The 23,214-nt window shown below is 64.9% G+C and carries 19 protein-coding genes and 1 pseudogene; 19 read left to right on the forward strand and 1 reads right to left on the reverse strand.

Annotated elements, in window-relative coordinates; all coding sequences use genetic code 11:
* The 19 genes and pseudogenes from EOA49_RS33555 to EOA49_RS18865 all read left to right on the forward strand — a co-directional run.
* A pseudogene (locus EOA49_RS33555) lies at window positions 1-173 on the forward strand (UDP-N-acetylmuramoyl-L-alanyl-D-glutamate--2,6-diaminopimelate ligase); the annotation flags it as partial.
* Window positions 170-1,603, forward strand: a complete 1,434-nt coding sequence (locus EOA49_RS18780) for a UDP-N-acetylmuramoylalanyl-D-glutamyl-2,6-diaminopimelate--D-alanyl-D-alanine ligase (protein WP_095828958.1) — start codon at window positions 170-172, stop codon at window positions 1,601-1,603. The pseudogene EOA49_RS33555 and the gene EOA49_RS18780, both read left to right, overlap by 4 nt.
* A gap of 20 nt (window positions 1,604-1,623) precedes the next feature.
* Complete coding sequence (gene mraY / locus EOA49_RS18785) at window positions 1,624-2,706, forward strand: phospho-N-acetylmuramoyl-pentapeptide-transferase (RefSeq protein ID WP_095802416.1); 1,083 nt, start codon at window positions 1,624-1,626, stop codon at window positions 2,704-2,706.
* Window positions 2,707-2,715: 9 nt separating this feature from the next.
* The gene (gene murD / locus EOA49_RS18790) at window positions 2,716-4,116 is read left to right on the forward strand and encodes a UDP-N-acetylmuramoyl-L-alanine--D-glutamate ligase (protein WP_066990739.1); all 1,401 of its coding nucleotides are present in this window, start codon (window positions 2,716-2,718) and stop codon (window positions 4,114-4,116) included.
* Window positions 4,116-5,267: a putative lipid II flippase FtsW gene (ftsW, locus tag EOA49_RS18795; protein ID WP_066990742.1), complete on the forward strand. Its 1,152-nt coding sequence runs from the start codon at window positions 4,116-4,118 to the stop codon at window positions 5,265-5,267. The genes murD and ftsW overlap by 1 nt, the downstream gene beginning before the upstream one ends.
* Before the next feature lie 6 nt (window positions 5,268-5,273).
* Complete coding sequence (gene murG, locus EOA49_RS18800) at window positions 5,274-6,398, forward strand: undecaprenyldiphospho-muramoylpentapeptide beta-N-acetylglucosaminyltransferase (protein ID WP_127240108.1); 1,125 nt, start codon at window positions 5,274-5,276, stop codon at window positions 6,396-6,398.
* Window positions 6,395-7,801: a UDP-N-acetylmuramate--L-alanine ligase gene (gene murC / locus EOA49_RS18805; RefSeq protein WP_127240107.1), complete on the forward strand. Its 1,407-nt coding sequence runs from the start codon at window positions 6,395-6,397 to the stop codon at window positions 7,799-7,801. The genes murG and murC overlap by 4 nt, the downstream gene beginning before the upstream one ends.
* Entirely contained in the window at window positions 7,798-8,763 is a 966-nt protein-coding gene (gene murB, locus EOA49_RS18810; RefSeq protein WP_095802419.1) for a UDP-N-acetylmuramate dehydrogenase, read from the forward strand. Before murC ends, murB begins: the two co-directional genes overlap by 4 nt.
* A gap of 310 nt (window positions 8,764-9,073) precedes the next feature.
* Complete coding sequence (locus tag EOA49_RS18815; protein ID WP_095802420.1) at window positions 9,074-10,000, forward strand: D-alanine--D-alanine ligase; 927 nt, start codon at window positions 9,074-9,076, stop codon at window positions 9,998-10,000.
* Entirely contained in the window at window positions 9,988-10,929 is a 942-nt protein-coding gene (locus tag EOA49_RS18820; RefSeq protein ID WP_127240106.1) for a cell division protein FtsQ/DivIB, read from the forward strand. Before EOA49_RS18815 ends, EOA49_RS18820 begins: the two co-directional genes overlap by 13 nt.
* On the forward strand, window positions 10,926-12,233 hold the full coding sequence (gene ftsA, locus EOA49_RS18825) for a cell division protein FtsA (protein ID WP_066990759.1): 1,308 nt from the start codon (window positions 10,926-10,928) through the stop codon (window positions 12,231-12,233). The genes EOA49_RS18820 and ftsA overlap by 4 nt, the downstream gene beginning before the upstream one ends.
* A 67-nt stretch (window positions 12,234-12,300) precedes the next feature.
* Window positions 12,301-13,956, forward strand: a complete 1,656-nt coding sequence (gene ftsZ, locus EOA49_RS18830; RefSeq protein ID WP_095824918.1) for a cell division protein FtsZ — start codon at window positions 12,301-12,303, stop codon at window positions 13,954-13,956.
* Between the two features lie 424 nt (window positions 13,957-14,380).
* Window positions 14,381-15,328 carry a UDP-3-O-acyl-N-acetylglucosamine deacetylase gene (gene lpxC, locus EOA49_RS18835; RefSeq protein WP_095832082.1) on the forward strand — a complete coding sequence of 316 codons (948 nt, stop codon included), beginning with the start codon at window positions 14,381-14,383 and terminating at the stop codon, window positions 15,326-15,328.
* Between the two features lie 201 nt (window positions 15,329-15,529).
* A complete protein-coding gene (locus tag EOA49_RS18840; RefSeq protein WP_066990991.1) occupies window positions 15,530-16,399 on the forward strand; it encodes an outer membrane protein assembly factor BamD in 870 nt (289 codons plus the stop codon).
* A gap of 8 nt (window positions 16,400-16,407) precedes the next feature.
* A complete protein-coding gene (gene recN, locus EOA49_RS18845; RefSeq protein ID WP_127216228.1) occupies window positions 16,408-18,081 on the forward strand; it encodes a DNA repair protein RecN in 1,674 nt (557 codons plus the stop codon).
* Between the two features lie 139 nt (window positions 18,082-18,220).
* Complete coding sequence (ligA, locus tag EOA49_RS18850; RefSeq protein WP_127240104.1) at window positions 18,221-20,428, forward strand: NAD-dependent DNA ligase LigA; 2,208 nt, start codon at window positions 18,221-18,223, stop codon at window positions 20,426-20,428.
* Window positions 20,428-21,114 carry a TIGR02453 family protein gene (locus EOA49_RS18855; protein WP_067329064.1) on the forward strand — a complete coding sequence of 229 codons (687 nt, stop codon included), beginning with the start codon at window positions 20,428-20,430 and terminating at the stop codon, window positions 21,112-21,114. The genes ligA and EOA49_RS18855 overlap by 1 nt, the downstream gene beginning before the upstream one ends.
* Window positions 21,115-21,220: 106 nt before the next feature.
* The gene (locus EOA49_RS18860; RefSeq protein WP_095802426.1) at window positions 21,221-21,949 is read left to right on the forward strand and encodes an AzlC family ABC transporter permease; all 729 of its coding nucleotides are present in this window, start codon (window positions 21,221-21,223) and stop codon (window positions 21,947-21,949) included.
* Window positions 21,946-22,242: an AzlD family protein gene (locus tag EOA49_RS18865; RefSeq protein ID WP_067329066.1), complete on the forward strand. Its 297-nt coding sequence runs from the start codon at window positions 21,946-21,948 to the stop codon at window positions 22,240-22,242. The genes EOA49_RS18860 and EOA49_RS18865 overlap by 4 nt, the downstream gene beginning before the upstream one ends.
* Window positions 22,243-22,245: 3 nt before the next feature.
* On the opposite strand, the gene EOA49_RS18870 is transcribed toward EOA49_RS18865, so the two are convergent.
* Window positions 22,246-23,214: M24B family metallopeptidase (locus tag EOA49_RS18870; RefSeq protein ID WP_127243291.1), on the reverse strand; the 969-nt coding region annotated here is incomplete at its 5' end.

Genomic DNA, 23,214 nt, shown 5'->3' on the forward strand with positions numbered 1-23,214 from the left:
AGATCGGCGACCGCCGCAAAGCGATCCACGAGGCCGTCGCCATGCTCCATGCCGGCGATACGCTGATCGTTGCCGGCAAGGGGCATGAGGAAGGCCAGACGATCGGCACCGAAACCTTCCACTTTTCCGATCACGAGGAAGTGCGCGAGGCGCTCCAGGAGCGCGCCGCATGAGCTTGCTGTGGACGTCGCAAGCGCTTGTCGAGGCCATGGGCGGCAGGCCGATCGGCTCGCTGCCGGAAGGCATCACCGGCATTTCGATCGACAGCCGCAGCCTCGAACCGGGCAACGCCTTCTTCGCCATCAAGGGCGAGACGATGGACGGCCACGATTTCGCGACCGCCGCAGTGAAGGCGGGCGCTGCCGTGCTGGTCGTCGCCGAGGGCAAGCTGCCGTCGCTCGGCCGGCTGACGGCGCCGATGATCGTCGTGCAGGATGTGCTTGCGGCGCTGGAAAAGCTCGGCATTGCGGCGCGCGCTCGCTCACGGGCCAAGATCATCGCGGTGACCGGCTCTGCGGGCAAGACGACCACAAAGGAAGCGCTGCGCCATGTGCTGTCGGCGGTCGGCAAGGTGCACGCCTCGGCGCAGTCGTTTAACAATCACTGGGGCGTGCCACTTACCTTGGCGCGCATGCCCGCAGACTGCGACTACGCGATCTTCGAGATCGGCATGAATCATCCGGGCGAGATAAGGCCGCTGGTCAAGATGGTGAGGCCGCATGTCGCGATCGTCACGCTGATCGCGGCCGCCCATCTCGGCTTCTTCAAGAATCTCGACGAGATCGCCATGGCCAAGGCCGAGATTTTCGAGGGCATAGAGGCCGGCGGCGCCGCGCTGCTCAATCGCGACGATCCGCGTTGGAAGCTGCTCGGGAAAGTGGCCAAGGATGCAGGTGTCGAGCATGTCTTCGGCTTCGGCGAGAACGCCCGCTCGGCCTTTCGTCTTATTGGCTGCGACCTTTATGCCGATCACTCCGATATCGCGGTCAAGATCGGCAAGAGGGACGTGACGGCCCGTGTGGGGGCGCCCGGCCGCCACATCGTGCAGAATGTGCTGGCGGTGCTTGGCGCCGCGCAACTGGTCGACGCCGATCTCGACAAGGTCGCGGCGGCGCTCGCCGATCTTTCGGCCGAGCGCGGGCGCGGCCGGCGCCACATTTTGCGCCATCCGAACGGTCCGATCACGCTGATCGACGAGAGCTACAATGCCAATCCGGCGTCGATGGCGGCAGCCATGGCGCTGCTCAACGCCACGCCGGTATCGGGCGAGGGCAGGCGCATCGCCGTGCTTGGCGACATGCTGGAACTCGGCAGCCATTCGGCGAAGCTCCACGCGGCCCTTGCCGAACTTATTGTCGGCACAGAAACGCGCAACGTCTTTCTCGGCGGCCCGGAGATGCGGGCACTGGCCGAGGTTTTGCCTTCGGATGTCGAAACCGAGTACCGGCCAGGAGCCGAAGAGCTGAAGCCCGTCGTCATGTCGGCGATCAGGCCGGGCGACGTGGTGATGGTCAAGTCGTCGAAAGGCATCGGCTTTTCAAAGCTGGTCGAGGCATTGCTCGGCAAATTTCCGGCGGAAGCCGCAACCATTGAACCGACCTGAGGTCGGGATCCGGGGGACCGATGCTCACTTTACTCGTTGATTTCGCGGACAAGATCTCGGCCTTCAATGTCTTCCGCTACATCACCTTTCGCACCGGCGGTGCGCTGATCACTTCGGCGCTGATCGTCTTCATATTCGGACCGACCATCATCAATTCGCTGCGGCTTCGCCAGGGCAAGGGCCAGCCGATCCGCGCCGACGGACCGCAGACGCATTTCAAGAAGGCCGGAACGCCGACGATGGGCGGGCTGATGATCCTGTCCGGCATCATCGGCTCCTCGCTTCTGTGGGCAAACCTCTCCAGCATCTATGTCTGGGTGGTGCTTTTGGTCACCGTCGGCTTCGGCTCGATCGGTTTCTACGACGACTATCTCAAGGTGACGAAACAGTCGCATCTGGGCTTCTCCGGCAAGGCGCGGCTGGCGATCGAATTCGTTGTCGCCGGCATCGCGGCCTGGGTGATCATGCATAACGGCCAGGCGCCGTTCTCGTCGTCGCTGACCTTCCCGTTCGCCAAGGAATTCCTGATCCATCTCGGCTGGTTCTTCGTGCCGTTCTCCTGCTTCGTGATCGTCGGCGCCGGCAATGCGGTGAACCTGACCGACGGTCTGGACGGGCTGGCGATCGTGCCGATCATGATCGCTGCGGCGTCGTTCGGCGTCATCGCCTATCTTTCCGGCAACGCGGTGTTCGCCGAGTATCTGCAGATCCATTTCGTTCCCGGCACCGGCGAACTGGCGGTCGTGCTGGGCGCCGTCATCGGCGCCGGCCTCGGCTTCCTGTGGTTCAACGCACCGCCGGCCGCAATCTTCATGGGCGACACCGGCTCGCTTGCCATGGGCGGCCTGATCGGCACCATCGCTGTCGCCACCAAGCACGAGATCGTGCTGGTCATTGTCGGCGGCCTGTTCGTGGTGGAGATCCTGTCGGTCATCATCCAGGTCGGCTATTTCAAGATGACCGGCAAGCGCGTCTTCCTGATGGCACCGATCCATCACCATTTCGAAAAGCTCGGCTGGACCGAAAGCCAGGTGGTGATCCGCTTCTGGATCATCGCCGTCATCCTGGCGCTGGTCGGCCTCTCCACCCTCAAGCTCAGATAGGATGCCCGCTTGATCGCCGCCGCTTCATTTGCAGGCAAACGCGTTTCGCTCTTCGGGCTCGGCGGGTCGGGGATTGCCACCGCGCATGCGCTGATCGCCGGCGGCGCCGAGATCCTCGCCTGGGACGACAATCCGGACAGCGTCGCCAAGGCAGCAGCCGCCGGGATCGCGACCGGCGACCTGCGCGGCGCCGACTGGTCGCGCTTTGCGGCCTTCGTCCTGTCGCCCGGTGTGCCGCTCACGCATCCGAAGCCGCACTGGACGGTGGAACTGGCGCGCGGCGCCGGCGTCGAGGTGATCGGCGATATCGAGCTGTTCTGCCGCGAGCGCATCCAGCGCGCGCCGGCCGCACCCTTCGTCGCGATCACCGGCACCAACGGCAAATCGACGACCACAGCGATGACGGCGCACATCCTGAAGTCGGCCGGACGCGACACCCAGATGGGCGGCAATATCGGCCGCGCCATCATGACGCTCGATCCGCCCGAGGCCGAACGGCACTATGTGGTGGAGTGCTCTTCCTACCAGATCGATCTCGCGCCCTCGATCAATCCGACCGCCGGCATCCTGCTCAATCTGACGCCCGACCATCTCGACCGCCACGGCACCATGGCCCATTACGCCTCGATCAAGGAAAGGCTGGTCGCCGGCAGCGACACCGCGATCATCGGCGTCGACGATTCCTGGTGCGCCCAGATCGCCGACCGGCTGGAGCGGGCAGGCCGGCAAGTGATCCGCATTTCCAAGCGCTTGCCGCTGACCGACGGCTATTTCGCTGACGGCACGAATCTGATGGAAGCCGTGCACGGTCGCTACAGCCGCATCGCATTCCTGGAAGGCATCGGCTCGCTGCGCGGCCAGCATAATGCGCAGAACGCGCTCGCCGCCGTGGCCGCCTGCCTCAGGGTCGGGCTGGAACTCGGCGAGATCCAGGCGGGGCTGGAAAGCTTCCCGGGGCTGGCGCACCGCATGGAGCAGGTGGGCCGCAAGGATCATGTGCTGTTCGTCAACGATTCCAAGGCGACCAATGCCGATGCGGCGGCTCCCGCGCTGTCGAGCTTCAACCGCATCTATTGGATCGCAGGCGGCCTGCCCAAGGAAGGCGGGATAGAGCCGCTGCGCGGTTTCTTCCCACGCATCGCCAAGGCCTATCTGATCGGCGAGGCCGCTCCCGCTTTCGCCGCCACGCTCGGCGAGGCGGTGCCTTACGAAATTTCCGGAACGTTGGCGGCCGCGGTCGAGCACGCCGCCCATGACGCCGCGGGCGACACCGGCGGCGAGGCCGTCGTCCTGCTTTCGCCGGCCTGCGCCAGTTTCGACCAGTTCAAGAATTTCGAGGTTCGCGGCGAAGCCTTCAGGCAAGCTGCGACTGCTATTGATGGGGTGAAACCCATCGGAGGGCCACGTTGATGCAAAGCCGTCTCGACAAAAGTCCGGTCGCAACCTGGTGGTGGACGATCGATCGCTGGTTCCTGGCGGCATTTCTGTCGCTGATGGGGCTCGGCATCGTCTTGTCCTTCGCCGCAAGCCCGGCGGTCGCCGAGCGCATCGGTCTCGACAGCTTCCACTTCGCCACAAGACAGATCATCTTCACCATCCCGGCGCTCGTCGTGATGCTCGCGGTTTCCTTCCTGGAAGCGCGACAAATAAGGCGCATGTCGCTGGCGATGATCTGCATCATGCTGGTGCTGATGGTGGCGGTTCTCTATATCGGCGTCGAGGTGAAGGGCGCGCGGCGCTGGGTATCGCTGGCCGGGCTCTCGATCCAGCCGTCCGAGTTCCTGAAGCCGGCCTTTGTCATCATTTGCGCCTGGCTGTTTGCCGAGCACAAGCGCCAGCCAGACATTCCCGGCAATCTGTTCGCCATGCTGCTGCTGGCCTTGGTGATCTCGCTGCTGATCGCGCAGCCGGATCTCGGCCAGACCATGCTGGTGCTGGGCACCTGGGGCGTGATGTTCTTCATGGCCGGCCTGCCGTGGTTCTGGATCGTCGCGCTGGGGGCCGCCGGCGTCGGCGGCGTGTTCGCGGCCTATACAGTGTTTCCGCATGTGGCTGCCCGCATTGACAAGTTCCTCACCGGCGAAGGCGACACTTTCCAGGTCGACATGGGCCGCGAGGCGCTGATCAATGGCGGCTGGTTCGGCGTCGGCCCAGGCGAGGGCACGGTGAAGCGGGTCATCCCCGACAGCCACGCCGACTTCGTGTTTTCGGTCGCGGGCGAGGAGTTCGGGCTGATCATGTGCTTCTTCATCATGTCGATTTTCGCTTTCATCGTGCTGCGCGGATTGAGCATCGCGCTCAAGGAGCATGACGACTTCACCCGTTACGCCGTCGGCGGGCTCGTCACCATTTTCGGCTTGCAGTCGGCCATCAACATGTGCGTGAACCTACAGTTGATGCCGGCCAAGGGCATGACGCTGCCCTTCATTTCCTACGGCGGCTCCTCGCAGATCGCGATTGCCGTCTCGATGGGCATGGTGCTGGCGCTGACGCGCAAGCATCCCGAAAAGCGCAAGCAGATTGGCTACGCCTTCTCGCAGCGCGCCATGCCGGCGGAATGAGGCGGGATGTCGAGGGGTGTCATCCTGCTGGCGGCCGGCGGAACGGGCGGACATCTGTTCCCAGCCGAGGCGCTTGCGCATGAGCTGATCGAGCGGGGCTGGGAGGTGCATCTTGCCACCGACCGCCGCGCGGAGCGCTACTCCGGCCACTTTCCCGCCGCCGCGATCCACTCCATCCGCTCGGCGACTTTGGGCTCGAAGAATCCCTTCGCCGTGCTCGCCGCCTTCTGGGCGATCTGGCAAGGCGTGCGGCAAGCGGGGCGTGTCATCGCCAGGATCAAGCCCGACGTCGTCGTCGGCTTCGGCGGCTATCCGACATTGCCGCCGCTCTATGCGGCGACACGGCGCAAGGTGCCGACGCTGATCCATGAGCAGAACGCCGTCATGGGCCGTGCCAACAAGGCGCTGTCGAGCCGGGTCGATGCGATTGCCGGCGGTTTCCTGCCGGAGGGGGAAAGCGCGGCCGGCGCCAAGACGGTGACCACGGGCAATCCTGTGAGGCCGCAGATACTTGAAGCGGCGAAATCGCCTTATGTCGCGTCGGATGCCAGCGAGCCGTTCCGCTTCCTGGTCTTCGGCGGCAGCCAGGGTGCGCAGTTCTTTTCCGATGCTGTGCCGGCGGCGATAGCGCTTTTGCCCGAAGCGCAGCGCAAGCGGCTGGCGATCACCCAGCAGGCGCGCGCGGAAGACGTGGCGCGAGTGAAGACCGCCTATGCCGATCTCGGCGTCGACGCGCAGGTCTCGCCCTTCTTCACCGATATGGCGGCGCGCATGGCGGCCGCACATCTGGTGATGTCGCGGTCCGGTGCCTCGACCGTATCGGAGATCGCGGTCATTGGACGCCCGGCGCTGCTGGTGCCTTACCCGCATGCGCTCGATCACGACCAGGCGGCGAATGCCGCGGCACTTGCCTCCGCCGGTGGGGCCGAGGTCCATCAGCAATCGACGCTCTCGGCCGAGCGGATCGCCGCGTTGGTCGGCGGGCTGATGGAGGATCCCGGCCGGCTGACCGCAATGGCCGCGGCTGCCCGCTCGGCCGGAAAACCCGACGCGGCGCGGTTGCTCGGCGATCTCACAGAGGCTATTGCGTCCGGCAAAACGGTTTCCGACTACAGGAGGACGCGCGCATGAAGATGCCGCAGACGATCGGCCTCGTGCATTTCATCGGCATCGGCGGCATCGGCATGAGCGGCATTGCCGAGGTGCTGCACAATCTCGGCTACAAGGTGCAGGGCTCCGACCAGGCGGACGGCGCCAATGTGCAGCGGCTGCGCGACAGGGGCATCGAATGCTTCGTCGGCCACAAGGCCGAGAACATCGGCGAGGCCGAGGTGGTCGTGGTGTCGACCGCCATCAAGAAATCCAACCCCGAGCTCAAGGCGGCGCGCGAGAAACTGCTGCCGGTCGTGCGCCGCGCCGAGATGCTGGCCGAGCTGATGCGCTTCCGCCAGGCGGTCGCCATCGGCGGCACGCATGGCAAGACGACGACCACCTCCATGGTCGCGACGCTGCTCGAAGCCGGCGGGCTTGATCCGACCGTCATCAATGGCGGGATCATCAACGCGTATGGTACCAATGCCCGCATGGGTGACGGCGAGTGGATGGTGGTCGAGGCCGACGAGAGCGACGGTACCTTCCTCAAGCTGCCGGCCGACATCGCCGTCGTCACCAACATCGACCCCGAGCATCTCGACCACTATGGCAGCTTCGACAAGGTGCGCGAGGCCTTCCGCCAGTTCGTCGAGAACGTTCCGTTCTACGGTTTCGGCGTGATGTGCACCGACCATCCGGAGGTGCAGGCGCTGGTCGGCAGCATCGAGGATCGGCGCGTCATCACCTATGGCGAGAATGCCCAGGCCGACGTGCGCTTCGCCAATCATCGCATGGACGGAGCTACATCCGAGTTCGACGTGGTGATCCGCGACCGCAAGGGACGGGGCACGACGACGATCACAGGTCTGCGACTGCCCATGCCCGGCCGCCATAATGTCTCCAACGCGACGGCGGCGATCGCGGTCGCGCACGAGCTCGGTCTGTCCGCCGAAGCCATCAAGAAAGGCCTGTCATCCTTCGCCGGCGTCAAGCGGCGTTTCACGCACACCGGTTCCTGGAACGGCGTCGAGGTCTTCGACGATTACGGCCACCACCCGGTGGAGATCGCGGCGGTGCTCAAGGCCGCGCGCGGGGCCACAAAGGGCCGCGTCATCGCGATTGCGCAACCGCACCGCTTCACCCGGCTGCACGACCTGTTCAATGAGTTTTCCGTCTGCTTCAACGATGCCGACACGGTCATGGTGGCGCCCGTTTACGCGGCCGGCGAGGAACCGATCGAGGGCGTGACCTCGGACGCGCTGGTGTCGCGCATCCGTGCCGGCGGCCATCGCGACGCGCGCTATATCGAAGGCCCGACGGCGGTCGCGCCGGCCGTCCGCGAACTTGCCAAGCCGGGCGACTTCGTCATCTTCCTTGGCGCCGGCAACATCACGCAATGGGCCTATGCGCTGCCCAAGGAACTCGGTGGGGCCCCCTCATGATGCGCGGCCAGGACCTGATCGACAAGCTCGGCGACAAGCTTGCCGGCCTGCGCGGCCGCGTCACGCCCAATGCCGAGATGGACAAGATCACCTGGTTCCGTGCCGGCGGGCTGGCGGAAGCGCTGTTCCAGCCGGCCGACGAGGAGGATCTCGCGGCCTTCCTGCGCGCGGTGCCGGAGGAAATCCCGATCACGGTCGTCGGCGTCGGCTCAAACCTTCTGGTGCGCGACGGCGGCATCCCCGGTTTTGTGGTGAGGCTCTCCGCCAAGGGCTTTGGCGAGGCCGAAGTCACGGGATCGACCACCATCAAGGCTGGCGCGGCAACGCCGGACAAGCGCCTGGCCGCCGTGGCTTATGAAGCCGGCATCGGCGGGTTCCATTTCTATCACGGCATTCCGGGCGCTGTCGGCGGGGCGCTGAGGATGAATGCTGGCGCCAATGGCGTCGAGACGCGCGAGCGCGTGGTCGAGGTGCGGGCGCTCGATCGCGCAGGTAATGTCCATACGCTGAGCAATGCGGATATGGGCTATGCCTACCGCCATTCGTCGGCGCCTGGCGGATTGATCTTTACCTCGGCCATCTTCGAGGGCATCCCGCAAGACAAGGCTGCGATTAAGGCGGCGATGGACGCCGTGCAGAACCATCGCGAGACGGTGCAGCCGATCCGCGAGAAGACCGGCGGTTCGACCTTCAAGAACCCGGAAGGCTCGTCGGCGTGGAAAGAGATCGACAAGGCCGGCTGTCGCGGGCTGATGATCGGCGGCGCGCAGATGTCTCCGATGCACTGCAACTTCATGATCAACACCGGCACGGCGACCGGCTACGATCTCGAATATCTCGGCGAGACGGTGCGCGCGCGGGTGCTGGAAAATTCGGGCATCCGCCTGCATTGGGAGATCAAGCGGCTGGGCAACTTCCGGCCGGGTCACGCGGTGCAGGAGTTCCTGGGCCAGCTTCTTTAGCTCGCTGTGATGTTCAAGTAGTGCTTGAACTTGCGTCGTCGGCGACGCCGTCAAGCGTTACCGCAAAGACTCAACAACACACTTTTCTCGCCCGTTTTCGCGGAAAGTGAATCTCTCGGAATCATAGGTACTTGCCAGGGAATCAACTCTCTGATTCTCTGCGCTAAAGCGTTTCCTGATTTGAGTCGTTTGACGCGTTACCCGCGTTTTCCGTCTGGGGGGCAACCTGCCGGAAGACTCGGACTCAATGTGCGGAAATGTTGCGTGCGGAAATATTGGTTGCAGGCCCGGCGTGAAAGGGGAAGGCGGGATGAAGAAGAAGCATGTGGCTGTTCTCCTGGGGGGATTTTCCTCGGAGCGGCCCGTGTCTCTGTCGTCGGGGAAGGCATGTGCGGATACGCTCGAGAATGAAGGCTATCAGGTCACCCGCGTCGATGTTTCGCGCGATGTCGGGTCTCTGCTTGCCGAGCTCAAGCCCGATGTCGCCTTCAACGCGCTGCATGGCCCGTTCGGCGAGGATGGCACCATCCAGGGAATTCTCGAATATCTCGGAATTCCCTACACCCATTCGGGCGTGCTCGCTTCGGCGCTGGCCATGAACAAGGAGCAGGCCAAGAAGGTCGCCAAGGCGTCCGGCATTCCCGTCGCGGAATCGAAGGTGGTCAACCGCTTCTCCGTCCAGAACAAGCATCCGATGAAGCCGCCTTACGTGGTGAAGCCGGTCAATGAAGGCTCGAGCTTCGGCGTCGTCATCGTGCACGAGGGGCAGTCGCATCCGCCGCAAGTCATCGGCTCGTCCGAATGGAAGTATGGCGAGATCGTCATGGTCGAGCGCTACATCCACGGGCGCGAGTTGACCTGCGCGGTGATGGGTGACGTGGCGCTCGGGGTCTGTGAAATCATCCCGACCGGTCATTCCTTCTACGACTACGATTCAAAGTACGTCCCGGGTGGATCAAAACACGAAACCCCTGCAAAAATTTCACCGAATATTTACCAAAAAATACAGACACTGGCCCTCAAGGCTCATCTTGCTATCGGTTGCCGGGGCGTTTCCCGGTCGGACTTCCGTTACGACGACCGTCACTCCGAAAACGGCGAGGTTGTCTGGCTCGAGATCAACACCCAGCCGGGCATGACGCCGACGTCTCTGGTGCCTGAAATCGCCGCGCAAGCGGGGCATTCGTTCGGCGAATTGTTGAGTTGGATGGTGGAGGACGCTTCGTGTCTGCGTTGAGGTGGGGCCAGGGCAAAGGTCGCGGGACTGGGCCTGCGCTGTTCGGCGTGCCGCTGTCGTTCGACCATTTCGTGTTGCCGCGCCAGCTGCGGCGGCCGGTGCGTTTGCTTGCCCGTCTCTGCGATGGCGAGTACGAGGCGCCGCGCTTCTCGGCTGCGATCCTCTCGGCTGCCTTGTTGGCTTCCGCCGGAGCCTACGGGGCCTATCTCGGCGGCTACGCCGACAGCATCGTGCAGGGCGTGACGGCCCGAACCGGTTTTGCCGTCGACCAGATCAAGGTCGTCGGCAATCGCCAGACTTCCGAGATCGATATACTGGACCGCCTCGGCCTCGATGGCTGGACGTCGCTGATCGGCTTTGATGCCGAGGCTGCGCGCGAGCGCATCGCGACATTGCCTTGGGTCGAGGTTGCAGCGGTGCGCAAGATCTATCCTCACACGCTCGAGGTCCGTGTCGAGGAACGTGAGCCCTTCGCGCTCTGGCAGCAGGGCAATTCGCTTTCGGTCATCGAGCGGTCGGGCGAGGTGATCGCGCCGTTCTCGGGCGGCAAGCAGGCTTTGCTGCCGCTGATCATCGGCACGGGCGCGCCGGCCAAGGCGCCGGATTTCCTGGAGAGGATCAAGCGCTATCCCGAGCTGGCGGCGCGGGTCAAAGGCTATATTCGTGTCGGCGAGCGGCGCTGGGATCTCAAGCTGGAGAACGGCATCACCGTGAAGCTGCCGGAAGACGGCGAGGATCAGGCGATCGCCGAGCTCGTCAAGCTTGACCATGATGACGGACTGTTAACGCGCGACATCGCTGCCGTCGACATGCGGTTGTCCGATCGCCTGGTCGTCGAGCTCTCGCCGGAAGCGGCGACGCAGCGCGAAGCCGCGCTCAGCGACAAGCCGAAGACCCTGACGAAACGCAAGCCGGAGACGAAGATATGAGCTGGCTTGGCGGCGGCGGTGATGCCTCTTCGCGCCGGTCGGGCACGCTGACGGTGCTCGATGTCGGCTCGAGCAAGGTCTGCTGCGTGGTGGCGAAGCTGAAGCCGCGCGAGGACGGCAAGCTGTTGCGCGGACGCTCGCATCGCATCCAGGTGATCGGCATCGGCCATCAGAAGTCGCAGGGAGTTAAGTCGGGCGTCGTGGTCGATCTCGACCGCGCCGAGCATGCCATCCGTCTCGCCGTCGACGCCGCCGAGCGCATGGCGGGGCTCACCGTCGATTCCCTTATCGTCAACATGACGGCCGGCCGGCTGAAGAGCGAGGCCTTTTCGGCAACCATCAATCTCGGCGGCCATCAGGTCGAGGAAGCCGACATCAAGCGCGTGCTCGCTGCCGGCGCCAAGCAGGCGCTGCGGGCCGAGCGAGAGGTGGTTCATTCGCTTCCCGTCGGCTTCTCGCTCGATGCCGAGCGCGGCGTGCGGGATCCCCGCGGTATGGTCGGGGAGACGCTGGGCGTCGATATGCATGTGCTGACCGGCGATGCTGCGCCGATGCGCAATCTCGAGCTTTGCATCAACCGCTCGCATCTGTCGGTCGAGCGCATGGTGGCGACGCCCTATGCCAGCGGTCTCGCGGCTTTGGTCGACGACGAGCTCGAAATGGGCGCGGCCTGCATCGATATGGGCGGCGGCACGACCACGATCTCGGTGTTCTCGGAAGGCAAGTTCGTGCATGGCGACGCCATCGCCATCGGCGGCAATCATGTGACGCTCGACATGGCCAAGGGGCTGTCGACTTCGCTCGACGCCGCCGAGCGGCTGAAGGTGATGCATGGCTCTGCGCTGCCGGGCAGTGCGGACGACCGCGACCTGGTTTCCATCCAGCCGATCGGCGAGGAGGGCGAGCTGCCGCTACAGATCCCGCGCTCGGTGATGACGCGGATCATCCGGGCGCGCATCGACGAGACGCTGGAGCTTTTGCGCGACCGGCTGAACAAATCGGGCTACGGCAACGCCGTCGGCAAGCGGGTCGTCCTCACCGGCGGCGCCAGCCAACTGGCGGGCCTGCCGGAGGCGGCGCGCCGCATTCTTGGGCGCAACGTGCGCATCGGCCGGCCGCTCGGCGTGGCAGGCCTGCCGGAAGCGGCCAAGGGGCCGGCGTTTTCGACCCCGGTCGGGCTTCTGATCTATCCTCAAATGGCGAGCTTCGAGAGCCATTCGGCGAAAGGACTTTCCGGTTTCAGGATGACCGGAACGGGCGGAAAACTGCATCGCATGAGTCAGTGGTTGAGAGACAGTTTTTAATTTGACGGGGACAGCCCCAAAGGCGGCCGCAGCGGCGAGGCGGCGGGAAAGGCAAAGGACGGAGACTATGACCATCAATCTCAAGAAGCCGGACATCACCGAGCTTAAGCCACGCATCACCGTGTTCGGTGTCGGCGGCGGCGGCGGCAACGCGGTCAACAACATGATCACAGCCGGCTTGCGCGGCGTCGAGTTCGTGGTGGCCAACACCGACGCGCAGGCGCTGACGATGTCGAAGGCTGAGCGGCTGATCCAGCTCGGCGCGCATGTCACGGAAGGCCTCGGCGCCGGCTCGCAGCCGGAAGTCGGCCGCGCGGCGGCGGAAGAGTGCATCGACGAGATCATCGATCATCTGTCCAACACGCATATGTGCTTCGTCACCGCCGGCATGGGCGGCGGCACCGGCACGGGCGCTGCACCCGTCGTTGCCCGCGCGGCGCGCGAAAAGGGCATCCTCACCGTCGGCGTCGTCACCAAGCCGTTCCATTTCGAGGGCCAGCGCCGCATGAAGACGGCCGACATGGGCATCGAGGAACTGCAGAAATGCGTCGATACGCTCATCGTCATCCCCAACCAAAACCTGTTCCGGCTGGCCAACGACAAGACCACCTTCGCCGATGCCTTCGCCATGGCCGACCAGGTGCTCTACTCCGGCGTAGCCTGCATCACCGACCTGATGGTCAAGGAAGGCCTGATCAATCTCGACTTCGCTGACGTCCGCTCGGTGATGCGAGAGATGGGCAAGGCGATGATGGGCACCGGCGAGGCTTCGGGCGAGGGCCGCGCCATGGCCGCCGCCGAGGCGGCGATCGCCAATCCGCTGCTCGACGAGACCTCGATGAAGGGCGCCAAGGGCCTGCTGATCTCGATCACCGGCGGCCGCGACCTCACCCTGTTCGAGGTCGACGAAGCCGCGACCCGGATCCGCGAGGAGGTCGACCAGGACGCCAACATTATCCTCGGCGCCACCTTCGACGAGGAACTGGAAGGCGTGATCCGCGTCTCGGTGGTCGCTACCGGCATCGACAAGTCGGCGGCCGAAATCGCCGCGGCGCCAATCTCCATCCGCGCGCCGCAGAAGCCGGTCGCCCGTCCCGCCGCACCTGTTCAGGAAAGCCGTCCCGCACCGGTTCAGCAGCAGGCCTACGAGCCGCGCGCCGTCGATCCGGTTGCCGAGGCGATCCAGCTTGCAGAGGCGAACGCCGCCGCGATGGCACAGCCGCGCCCCGCGCCGCTCGACGACTTCCGCCCGCAGAGCAAGATCTTCCAGGCTCCGCCGGCCCAGCCTCAGCCGCAGCCGATCGCCCAGCAGCCGGTCATGCAGCCCGCGCCGCAGCGCGAGATGCCGCAGCCTGTGGCTGCAGCGCCGCAGCGCATGCCGCGCGTCGAGGACTTTCCACCGGTCGTGAGGGCCGAGGTGGAGGCCAAGAGCCGCCCTGCGGATCATGAGAACAGCGGACCGATGGGGCTGATCAAGCGGCTGACCAACGGCCTGACCCGCCGCGAGGAAGAGCCGGCCCGGCTGCAGCCGGCGCAGCCGCGCGAGCCGAAACTGCGCCAGGCGGCACCGGAAATGCGCCGCCTCGCCAGCCAGGACCCGCAGCTCTATGCGCCGCGCCGCGGCCAGCTCGACGACCAGGGGCGCCTCACGCCTCAAAGCCGCACGGTGCAGGAAGACGACCAGCTGGAGATCCCGGCGTTCCTGCGTCGCCAGGCGAACTAATCGTTAAAGCGCGCCGCCTGTGCGGCGCGCTTTAAGCAATGTTTGATAATGTCGTTCTCCCAAAACCGCTGTGCACTTTCGGGCAGAACATACACTAACGATATATAACAGCTGTTAACAGGCGGGCGAGAGAATCGTCTGCCTGTTGCCTTTAAAAGTTATAGAGAAACAACGGATTACGAGTGTTTCTTCGTTCAGGGCAGCGGTTACACGGGGTAAGAAACCGTGATTTGGAGTCTCCCGGACGGGCCACTATCTTCGCGTCGGACTAAAGTCGGTTTGCCGGGATTCGGGGAGTTGGCCCTGCCTGCCGATGTTATCAGAGCCGCTGCCTTGCTCATTCGCCGCTTTTGCGCGCAGGCCAGATGATCCGTCGGGCCGATAATGCCTAAGGCTGACAAGCGGACACAGGCGGTTTGGGCTTATGGGGTTTGTCTTGCACGACTATCAGACGACAGTTAAGGCGCGCGTGACGCTGACCGGCACCGGCGTCCACAGCGGCAAGCCCGTCACCGTTCATTTCCTGCCCGCCGACGCCGATACCGGCATCGTGTTCCACCTCGCGAATGGCGGCGAGTTCCGCGAGTTCCGCGCGCTGGTCTCCGAGGTCGGCGCCACCGACCTGTGCACCATGCTCGGCGATCCGGTCGGCCAGCATATCGGAACCGTCGAACATCTCATGGCGACGGTGTTCGGACTTGGCATCGACAATCTCATCATCGAGATCGACGGTCCGGAAGTCCCCATTCTCGACGGCAGCGCGGTGGCCTTTGTCGAAGCCTTCGACCAGGCGGGGATCGACACGCTTTCGGTCAAGCGCCGCTATATCCGCGTGGTCAAGCCGATCCGCGTCGAAGCCGGTGCATCCTGGGCCGAGTTCCGCCCCTATGACGGCACGCGATTCGAGGTCGAGATCGACTTCGAGAGCCCGGCAATCGGCCGCCAGCTCTTCGCCTCCGATATCAACCCCGACATCTTCCGCCGCGACATCGCGCGGGCCCGCACCTTCGGCTTCATGAAGGATGTCGAGCGGCTGTGGGCCGCCGGCTACGCGCTCGGGTCGTCGCTGGAGAACTCGCTGGTCATCGGCGACGACAACCGCGTCATCAATGTCGGCGGACTGCGCTATCCGAACGAATTCGCCCGCCACAAGACGCTCGACGCCATGGGCGACCTGGCGCTTGCCGGCGCGCGCTTCATCGGCTGCTTCCGCTCCTATCGTGGCGGCCATCGGATGAACGCGGCGGCGCTGCGCCGCCTGCTTTCGGACCGTACGGCCTTCGAGATCGTCGAGACGCGGCGCCGCGAGCGCGGCCGGGTCGCCGAAATGATCGCCGTCAGCGGACCGGTCTACGCGCCCTGGGTCATCTGATTTTTAACGATTTTCTGGCTTTGTAGCGAAGCCTGTGTTGCGCAAATGCATCACAAACCCGTGAAATCGAGCGGCTTTGGGGACGGTCCCAAACCGCCACAAAAATGTGCGATTGGCCGGACATAGCGTTGCCGGGCAAGGGGATAATGGTTTATGGCTGCGGCCGGGACCGAAACGACGCCGAAAGGGCGGAATCCAAACATGTTTTTTTCGCGAGTTGGTCAATCGAAGGCGCCGTATCGGGCTGTTTTCCTGGCGTTTTCGTTGGTCGCCCCGTCGCTCATGCTGTCGGCCTGCATGTCCTCCGAAAAGGACGTCAATCTGGCGACCTATGTCGACCACACCGAACCCGCAGACGTTCTCTACAACCAGGGCCTCGCCAATCTGAATGCCGGCCGCCTCGATGAGGCGAGCAAGAAGTTCGACGCCGTCGACCGCCAGCATCCCTACTCGGAATTCGCCCGCAAATCGATGGTGATGGGCGCCTTCGCCGATTATCGCGCCGGCAACTATGACGAGGCGATCGGTTCCGCCAAACGTTACCTGACGCTCTATCCGTCAACCGACGATGCCGCCTATGCGCAGTACATCATCGGCTTGAGCTACTACCGGCAGATCAAGGACGTCACCCAGGACCAGAAGGAAGCGCGCCAGACGGTGCAGACCATGCAGGACCTGGTGACCCGCTGGCCGAATTCCGAGTATGTCGACGACGCCAAGGACAAGATCCGCTTTGCCACCGACCAGCTCGCCGGCAAGGAGATGCAGATCGGCCGCTACTATCTGGAACGCCGCGAATATATCGCCGCCGTCAAGCGCTTCCGCACCGTGGTCGAGAACTACTCCAACACGCGCCATGTCGAGGAGGCGCTCGCGCGACTGACCGAAGCCTACTACGCGATGGGCCTGACTTCGGAAGCGCAGACAGCCGCAGCGGTGCTCGGCCACAACTACCCGGACAGCCAGTGGTACAAGGATTCCTACAAGCTCCTGCAGAGCAACGGGCTTGAACCGCGCGAGAATGCCGGGTCGTGGATCTCCAAGGCCGGGAAGCTGATCACCGGCGCCTGACACTTCTGATGCTGTCCAGACTGTCGATCCGCGATATCGTCCTGATCGAGAAGCTGGACATCGACTTCTTGCCTGGGCTTTCGGTGCTGACCGGCGAGACCGGCGCCGGCAAATCCATCCTGCTCGATGCGCTGTCGCTGGCGCTTGGCGCGCGCGGCGACGCGTCGCTCGTCCGCCATGGCGCGGCGCAGGGCCAGGTCATCGCCGTGTTCGACGTGCCGCGCAACCACCCGGCGCGCGCGCTGCTTGCCGACAACGACATCGAGGATGATGGCGACATCATCCTGCGCCGCGTGCAGACCGCCGACGGCCGCACCCGCGTTTTCGTCAATGATCAGCCGTCCAGCGTGACCCTGATGCGCGACGTCGGCCGCGCGCTGGTCGAGATACACGGCCAGCATGACGAGCGGGCGCTCGTCGATCCCGGCGCCCACCGCGAATTGCTGGATAGTTTCGGCGGCCATCTCGGCGCCGTGCGCGGGACGGGCGAAGCCTGGCGCTATTGGCGGAACTGCGAACAGGAGCTTTCGCGGCACCGCGCCAAGGTCGAGGCGGCGGCGCGCGAGGCCGATTATCTCAGGGCCTCGGTCGCCGAGTTGGCGAAGCTCGATCCGCAGCCGGGCGAAGAGACCGAGCTTGCCGAATTACGCGCCCAGATGATGCGCGCCGAAAAGATCGCGTCCGAGATTCACGATGCGCAGGATGTGCTGTCGGGGCCGTCTTCGCCCCTGCCGCAGCTCGCCAGCCTGCTCAGGCGGCTGCAGCGCAAATCGGGTGAGGTGCCGGGCCTGCTCGACGATGTGGTCAAGTCGCTGGACGAGGCAATGATCTCGCTCGACGCGGCGCAGTCCGGCGTCCAGACAGCACTACGCGCCACCGAATACGATCCGCAGCGCCTGGAAAAGGCCGAAGAGCGGCTGTTCTCGCTGCGCGCGGCCTCACGCAAGCACAATGTCGCGGTCGACGATCTGGCGCAGCTGCGCGACACGATGGCGGCCGACCTTGCCGATCTCGATGCGGGCGAGGAACGCCTGCACGGGCTGCAGAAACAAGCAGCCGCCGCGCGCGAAGCTTACGACATAGCCGCGGCGCAGCTCTCTTCGCTGCGCCATGCGGCGGCGGCGGGCCTCACCAAGGCGGTGATGGCCGAACTGCCGGCCCTCAAGCTCGAACGGGCGGAGTTCATCGTCGAGATGGTGAGCGATGCCGATGGCCGCATGGAAGAAGGCATCGACCAGGTCGAGTTCTGGGTGCGCACCAATCCGGGCACACGGCCCGGGCCGATGATGAAGGTTGCGTCCGGCGGCGAGCTGTCGCGCTTCCTTCTGGCCCTGAAGGTGGCGCTTGCCGACCGCGGCTCGGCGCCGACCCTGGTCTTCGACGAGATCGACACCGGCGTCGGCGGCGCCGTGGCCGATGCCATCGGCCAGCGGCTGGCGAGGCTGTCGAAGCGGGTGCAGGTGCTTTCGGTCACGCATGCGCCGCAAGTGGCGGCGCGCGCTGCGACGCATTTTCTAATCTCGAAGTCCGGCGGCAAGGACCGTGTCGCCACCGGCATTGCCGAAATGGATCGCGCGGCGCGCCAGGAAGAGATCGCGCGCATGCTGGCCGGCGCCACCATCACCGATGAAGCGCGCGCCGCCGCTGAGCGGTTGCTGCGCGAGAACACGGCGGCAGCCTAGGCTTCTTGATTCCCCGGCTGGAATGCCGAGTCAGCAGGTGGCTGCATCCTGCTGTTCGGCAATGATTTTTGCGCAAGCCGACTCCTCCATACCGAATCCTGATTTATAGTGGCCCGCCACAATTCGAGGACCGCGCTTCATGTCTGAAAAACCAGTCGATTCGCTGAGCGAAAGCGAGGCCGCGGAGGAGCTGAAGCGGCTGGCGGCGGAGATCGCCGAGCACGACCGGCGCTACCATATGGAGGATGCGCCGACGATTTCGGACGCCGAATACGACGCACTGGCGCGGCGCAACCTTGCCATCGAGGGGCGCTTTCCCGATCTCGTTCGCGAGGATTCGCCGTCGCGTCGGGTCGGCGCGCCGCCGGCGGAAGGCTTCACCAAGGTGCGGCATGCCGTGCCGATGCTGAGCCTCGCCAAGGCCTATACCGACCAGGACGTGGCCGATTTCATCGAGCGTGGCCGGCGCTTCTTCGACCGCGACAAGGACCTCGATATCGCCTTCACGGCGGAGCCGAAGATCGACGGGCTATCGGCATCACTGCGCTACGAAAACGGCATCTTCGTGCAAGGCGCGACACGCGGCGACGGCGCGGTCGGCGAGGACATCACTGCCAATCTCAAGACCATCGCCGACATCCCGAAGAAGTTGCAGGGCTCGGGCTGGCCGGAGGTGATCGAAATCCGCGGCGAGGTCTACATGACCTACGCGGAGTTCGAGGCTTTGAAGCAGCGCTCGGCAGCTATCGGCGGCCAGGACTATGTCAATCCACGCAACACGGCGGCCGGGTCGCTGCGCCAGAAGGATCCAGCCGTCACCGCCAGCCGCAATCTGAAATTCTTCGCCTATGCCTGGGGCTACACGACGGCGGATCCCGCTCCGACCCAGTACGATTCCGTGCAGAAGTTCAAGGAATGGGGGTTCCAGGTCAGTCCGCTGATGGTGCGGGCGAGGTCGATCGACGAACTCATCGCGCACTACCATCGGATCGAGGAGCAGCGTTCTTCGCTGGGCTACGACATCGACGGCGTTGTCTACAAAGTCGACCAGCTCGAGCTGCAGCGCCGCTGGGGCTTTGTCACCGGCGAGCCGCGCTGGGCAGTTGCCCACAAATTCCCGGCCGAACAGGCGATGACGACGGTTGAGAAGATCGACATCCAGGTCGGCCGCACCGGCACGCTGGCGCCGGTGGCGCGGCTGGCGCCAGTGACGGTCGGCGGCGTGGTGGTGGAAAACGTCACGCTGCACAATGAGGATTATATCAAGGGTTTTGACAGCAACGGGCAGCCGATCCGCGACGGCATTGACGTTCGCATCGGCGACACGGTGGTGATCCAGCGGGCAGGGGACGTCATCCCGCAGATCGTCAGGGTCGTCATCGACAAGCGGCCGGCCGATGCGGTGCCGTATGAGTTCCCGCACACCTGCCCGGTCTGCGGCTCGCCGGCGACGCGCGAGATCAACGAGAAGACCGGCAAGGAAGATTCGCGGCGCCGCTGCACCGGCGAGCTGATCTGCGCAGCGCAGGCCGTGGAGGGGCTGCGCCACTTCGTGTCGCGCGGCGCGCTCGATATCGAGGGCCTCGGCGCCGAGAACATTGACCTGTTCTTCAATGCCGGGTTGGTGAAGACCGCCGCCGACATCTTCACGCTGAAGGACCGCCGGCCGGCCGTCACCAAGGCGCTGGCGGAGCGGCGTGAGGAGCAGGCGAGACTGCGCGAGGCCGCATCGGGCAAGACGCGCAAGAATGTGCGCAGCGTCGAAGATCGCAACTACGAAAGCCTCGACAAGCTGTTTGCAGCCATCGACGCGCGCCGCGAGCCGGAGCTCGACCGCTTCATCTTCGCGCTCGGCATCCGCCATATCGGCGAGACCACGGCGGCGGTGCTTGCCCGCCAGTTCTCGACCATCGAGGAACTGATCCGCGTCGGCAAGGATACGGCGAAGGCGCAGGATCCGCATGATGTGTTCCCGTCGATCAACGGCATCGGCGACACCGTGATCAACGCCTTGCGCGACTTCTTCGGCAATGAGCGCAATGACGACGTGCTCGATGCGCTGCTGGCGCAAGTCCATCCCAAGCCCTATGTGGTCGAGATGTCGGCCGGCAGCGAGGTATCCGGGAAGACGGTGGTGTTCACCGGCACGCTGGAAAAGATGACGCGCTCCGAGGCCAAGGCGATGGCGGAGCGCCTGGGGGCGAAGGTCGCCGGCTCGGTTTCGGCCAAGACCGATCTGGTGGTGGCGGGTCCGGGCGCCGGCTCCAAGCTCAAGGTTGCGAGCGATCTCGGCATCGAGGTGATCGACGAGGACACCTGGCTGCAGCGCATCGGCAGGGGCGGCTGATGGCCGGAGCGTTCAAGGGTTTTGGCGAGAAGGCCATTCCGTTCCTCAAGGCGCTCGACTTCCACCAGAGCCGCGAATGGTTTCAGGAAAACCGCGGTCTCTACGAGAGTGAGCTGCACGAGCCGTTCTGCGATCTCGTCGAAGCGCTCAGCGAGCGTTTCGCGGCGGCGGGACTTGGCCTGCGCGGCGACCGCAAGAAGTCGCTGTTCCGCATCAATCGCGACGTTCGCTTCTCCAAGGACAAGCGCCCCTATAATCGGCACCTGTCGGCAATCCTGTCGCCAGACGGCACCAAGATGGAGCAGGGCGTGTTCTATGTGCATATCGGCCTCGAGCGCTGCTTTGCCGGCGTCGCCTGGTGGCAGCCCGGACCGGAGTTGCTGCAGGCGATGCGCAAGGCGATCGTGACGAAGCCGGCCGCCTTCCGCGCCATGGTTTCAGCGCTGAAAAAGACTGGGCTGGAGCTGGATAGGGAAGATTGCCTGAAGCGCGCGCCGCGTGGTTTCGAGGACGTCAGCGAAGCCGATCTCGCGCAAGCAGTCCGCAACCGCCATTTCGTGGTGCGGCATAATATTGATCCCGAAACCATCTGCATGGCGGCGTTAGTTGACGATCTCGTCGGCTTCACCTTGCGCGCCAAGCCGCTGCTCGATTGGGGCAGGGCGATCCAGGGCAAGGCTGCCTGAGCCGCTCAAAGCCCGGCAATCAGTTCCGCTGATCGTCGGCTCAAGCGAATTGGTGTGACAAGCGGGGCGACGCTCCCTAAATCAAGCCGCTCAAGGGAGCAGTTGGATGACGGCGGAAGCAATCTCCGAAAGCCGTGCGAGGAGCGATTTCTGGGACGGCGTGCGGCTGTCGATGCCGGTCGTCGTCGCCTCCGCGCCGTTCGCGATCCTGTTCGGCGCGATTGCCGTGGACAACGGGTTTTCGGTCCTGGAAGCATTCCTCATGAGCGCGCTGATCTTCGGCGGCGCCAGCCAGATGGTCGGCATCGAATTGTTCGGCCAGCATGTCGCGCCCTGGCTGATCGTGCTCTCGATCTTCGCGGTGAATTTCCGTCACGTGCTCTATTCCGCCGGCATCGGCCGGCGCATGGCGCATTGGCCGCTGCTGCAGCAAGCGCTGGGCTATTTCATCCTGACCGATCCGCAATATGCCGTGGCCGAGGCGCGCGCGGCGTCCGGCCAATCGGTCGGGTTCGTCTGGTATCTCGGGCTCGGCCTGCCGGTCTATGTGTTCTGGGTGGCCGAAAGCGCGCTCGGCGCGGTCTTCGGCAAGATGATCCCGGATACCCATGCTCTGGGCATCGATTTCCTGCTGCCGATCTATTTCCTCGGCCTGGTTCTCGGCTTCCGCAAGCGGCCGCTGTGGCTGCCGGTGGTCGTCGCCAGCGCGGCCGCCTCGATCGTCGCCTACAAGACGGTCGGCTCGCCCTGGCATGTCTCGATCGGCGCCATTGCCGGCGTCCTTCTGGCGGTCATTCTGCCGCCGCATCATAGCGGCGTGGGGCAGCGCACATGAGCACGACCTTCTGGATCATCCTCGCCGGCGCCGTCGCCACCTATCTCACGCGCGTCGGCGGCCATCTCGTCATCTCGCGCTTCGAGACCGTCCACCCGCGTGTCGAGGCCGGCCTCAACGCCGTGCCGGCCGCTGTGCTGACGACACTTGTGGCACCTGCCGCGCTCGGCGCCGGACCGGCCGAATGGGCAGCGCTGATCGTCACCGCGCTGGTGTCGCTGCGCGGCGGCCTGATGGCGATGTTTTTGGCCGGTGCCGCGGTGCTGATTCTGGCCAGGCAGTTCGTCGGCTAAAAGTCAGATCTTGGCGTCGTGCGGCAGCGGCGCCGTGGCTTTCTCCAGCCAGGCCAGCGTCTCGCCGTCCACCATCGGACCGATCTCGGCCAGAACCCGCGCGTGATACTGGTCGAGCCAGTGCAGTTCGTCGCGGGTCAGCAGGTCGCTGCGGATGAGGCGCTTGTCGATCGGCGCCAGCGTCAGCGTCTCGAAGCCGTGCATGGCGATGTCGCCGCCCTCGATCTGCTCGGCAGGCGTGACCAGGATCAGGTTCTCGATGCGAATGCCGTAGGAGCCTTCCTTGTAATAGCCCGGCTCATTGGACAGCATCATGCCGGCAAGCAGTTTTTCGGTGCCGGTGCGGGCGATGCGCTGCGGGCCCTCATGCACGGCGAGGTAAGAGCCGACGCCATGGCCGGTGCCGTGGGCGAAGTCGCAGCCATGCTTCCACAGGGCCACGCGGGCGACGGCATCGATTTCCGAACCGCGCGTGCCGGCCGGAAAGCGCAGCGTCGAGATGCCGATCATGCCCTTCAGCACCAGCGTGAAGCGCTCGCGCATCTCTTCGGTCGGCTGGCCGATCGGCACGGTGCGGGTGATGTCGGTGGTGCCGTCCTGGTATTGTCCGCCGGAATCGAGCAGGAACAGCTCGCCGCTTTGCAGCTTGCGGCTGGTGGCGCGGGAGACGCGGTAGTGCATGATGGCGCCGTTCGGGCCGGCGCCGGAAATCGTGTCGAAGGAGACGTCGCGCAGCGGCATCTGTGTTTCCTCGCCGGTCTGCCGCCGCACCTCCTCGAGTTTGGTCACGACGTCGATCTCGTCGAGCGTATCCGGTTGCTGGCGGTCGAGCCAGCAGAGCAGCTTGGCAATGGCGGCGCCGTCGCGACGATGCGCGGCGCGGCTGCCGGCGACCTCGGCGTGGTTCTTGGTGGCGCGCGGAATGCGAGCGGGGTCTGGCGCAGAGACAACGATGCCGCCATTGCCCTCGAC

The organism is Mesorhizobium sp. M1A.F.Ca.IN.020.04.1.1 (assembly GCF_003997315.1).
Taxonomy (GTDB): domain Bacteria; phylum Pseudomonadota; class Alphaproteobacteria; order Rhizobiales; family Rhizobiaceae; genus Mesorhizobium.

Coding starts and splice junctions, on each gene's coding strand:
- EOA49_RS18780 (WP_095828958.1), top strand. CDS start 170: ATGAGCTTGCTGTGGACGTCGCAAGCGCTTGTCGAGGCCATGGGCGGC.
- mraY (WP_095802416.1), top strand. CDS start 1,624: ATGCTCACTTTACTCGTTGATTTCGCGGACAAGATCTCGGCCTTCAAT.
- ftsW (WP_066990742.1), top strand. CDS start 4,116: ATGCAAAGCCGTCTCGACAAAAGTCCGGTCGCAACCTGGTGGTGGACG.
- murG (WP_127240108.1), top strand. CDS start 5,274: ATGTCGAGGGGTGTCATCCTGCTGGCGGCCGGCGGAACGGGCGGACAT.
- murC (WP_127240107.1), top strand. CDS start 6,395: ATGAAGATGCCGCAGACGATCGGCCTCGTGCATTTCATCGGCATCGGC.
- murB (WP_095802419.1), top strand. CDS start 7,798: ATGATGCGCGGCCAGGACCTGATCGACAAGCTCGGCGACAAGCTTGCC.
- EOA49_RS18815 (WP_095802420.1), top strand. CDS start 9,074: ATGAAGAAGAAGCATGTGGCTGTTCTCCTGGGGGGATTTTCCTCGGAG.
- ftsA (WP_066990759.1), top strand. CDS start 10,926: ATGAGCTGGCTTGGCGGCGGCGGTGATGCCTCTTCGCGCCGGTCGGGC.
- ftsZ (WP_095824918.1), top strand. CDS start 12,301: ATGACCATCAATCTCAAGAAGCCGGACATCACCGAGCTTAAGCCACGC.
- lpxC (WP_095832082.1), top strand. CDS start 14,381: ATGGGGTTTGTCTTGCACGACTATCAGACGACAGTTAAGGCGCGCGTG.
- EOA49_RS18840 (WP_066990991.1), top strand. CDS start 15,530: ATGTTTTTTTCGCGAGTTGGTCAATCGAAGGCGCCGTATCGGGCTGTT.
- recN (WP_127216228.1), top strand. CDS start 16,408: ATGCTGTCCAGACTGTCGATCCGCGATATCGTCCTGATCGAGAAGCTG.
- ligA (WP_127240104.1), top strand. CDS start 18,221: ATGTCTGAAAAACCAGTCGATTCGCTGAGCGAAAGCGAGGCCGCGGAG.
- EOA49_RS18855 (WP_067329064.1), top strand. CDS start 20,428: ATGGCCGGAGCGTTCAAGGGTTTTGGCGAGAAGGCCATTCCGTTCCTC.
- EOA49_RS18860 (WP_095802426.1), top strand. CDS start 21,221: ATGACGGCGGAAGCAATCTCCGAAAGCCGTGCGAGGAGCGATTTCTGG.
- EOA49_RS18865 (WP_067329066.1), top strand. CDS start 21,946: ATGAGCACGACCTTCTGGATCATCCTCGCCGGCGCCGTCGCCACCTAT.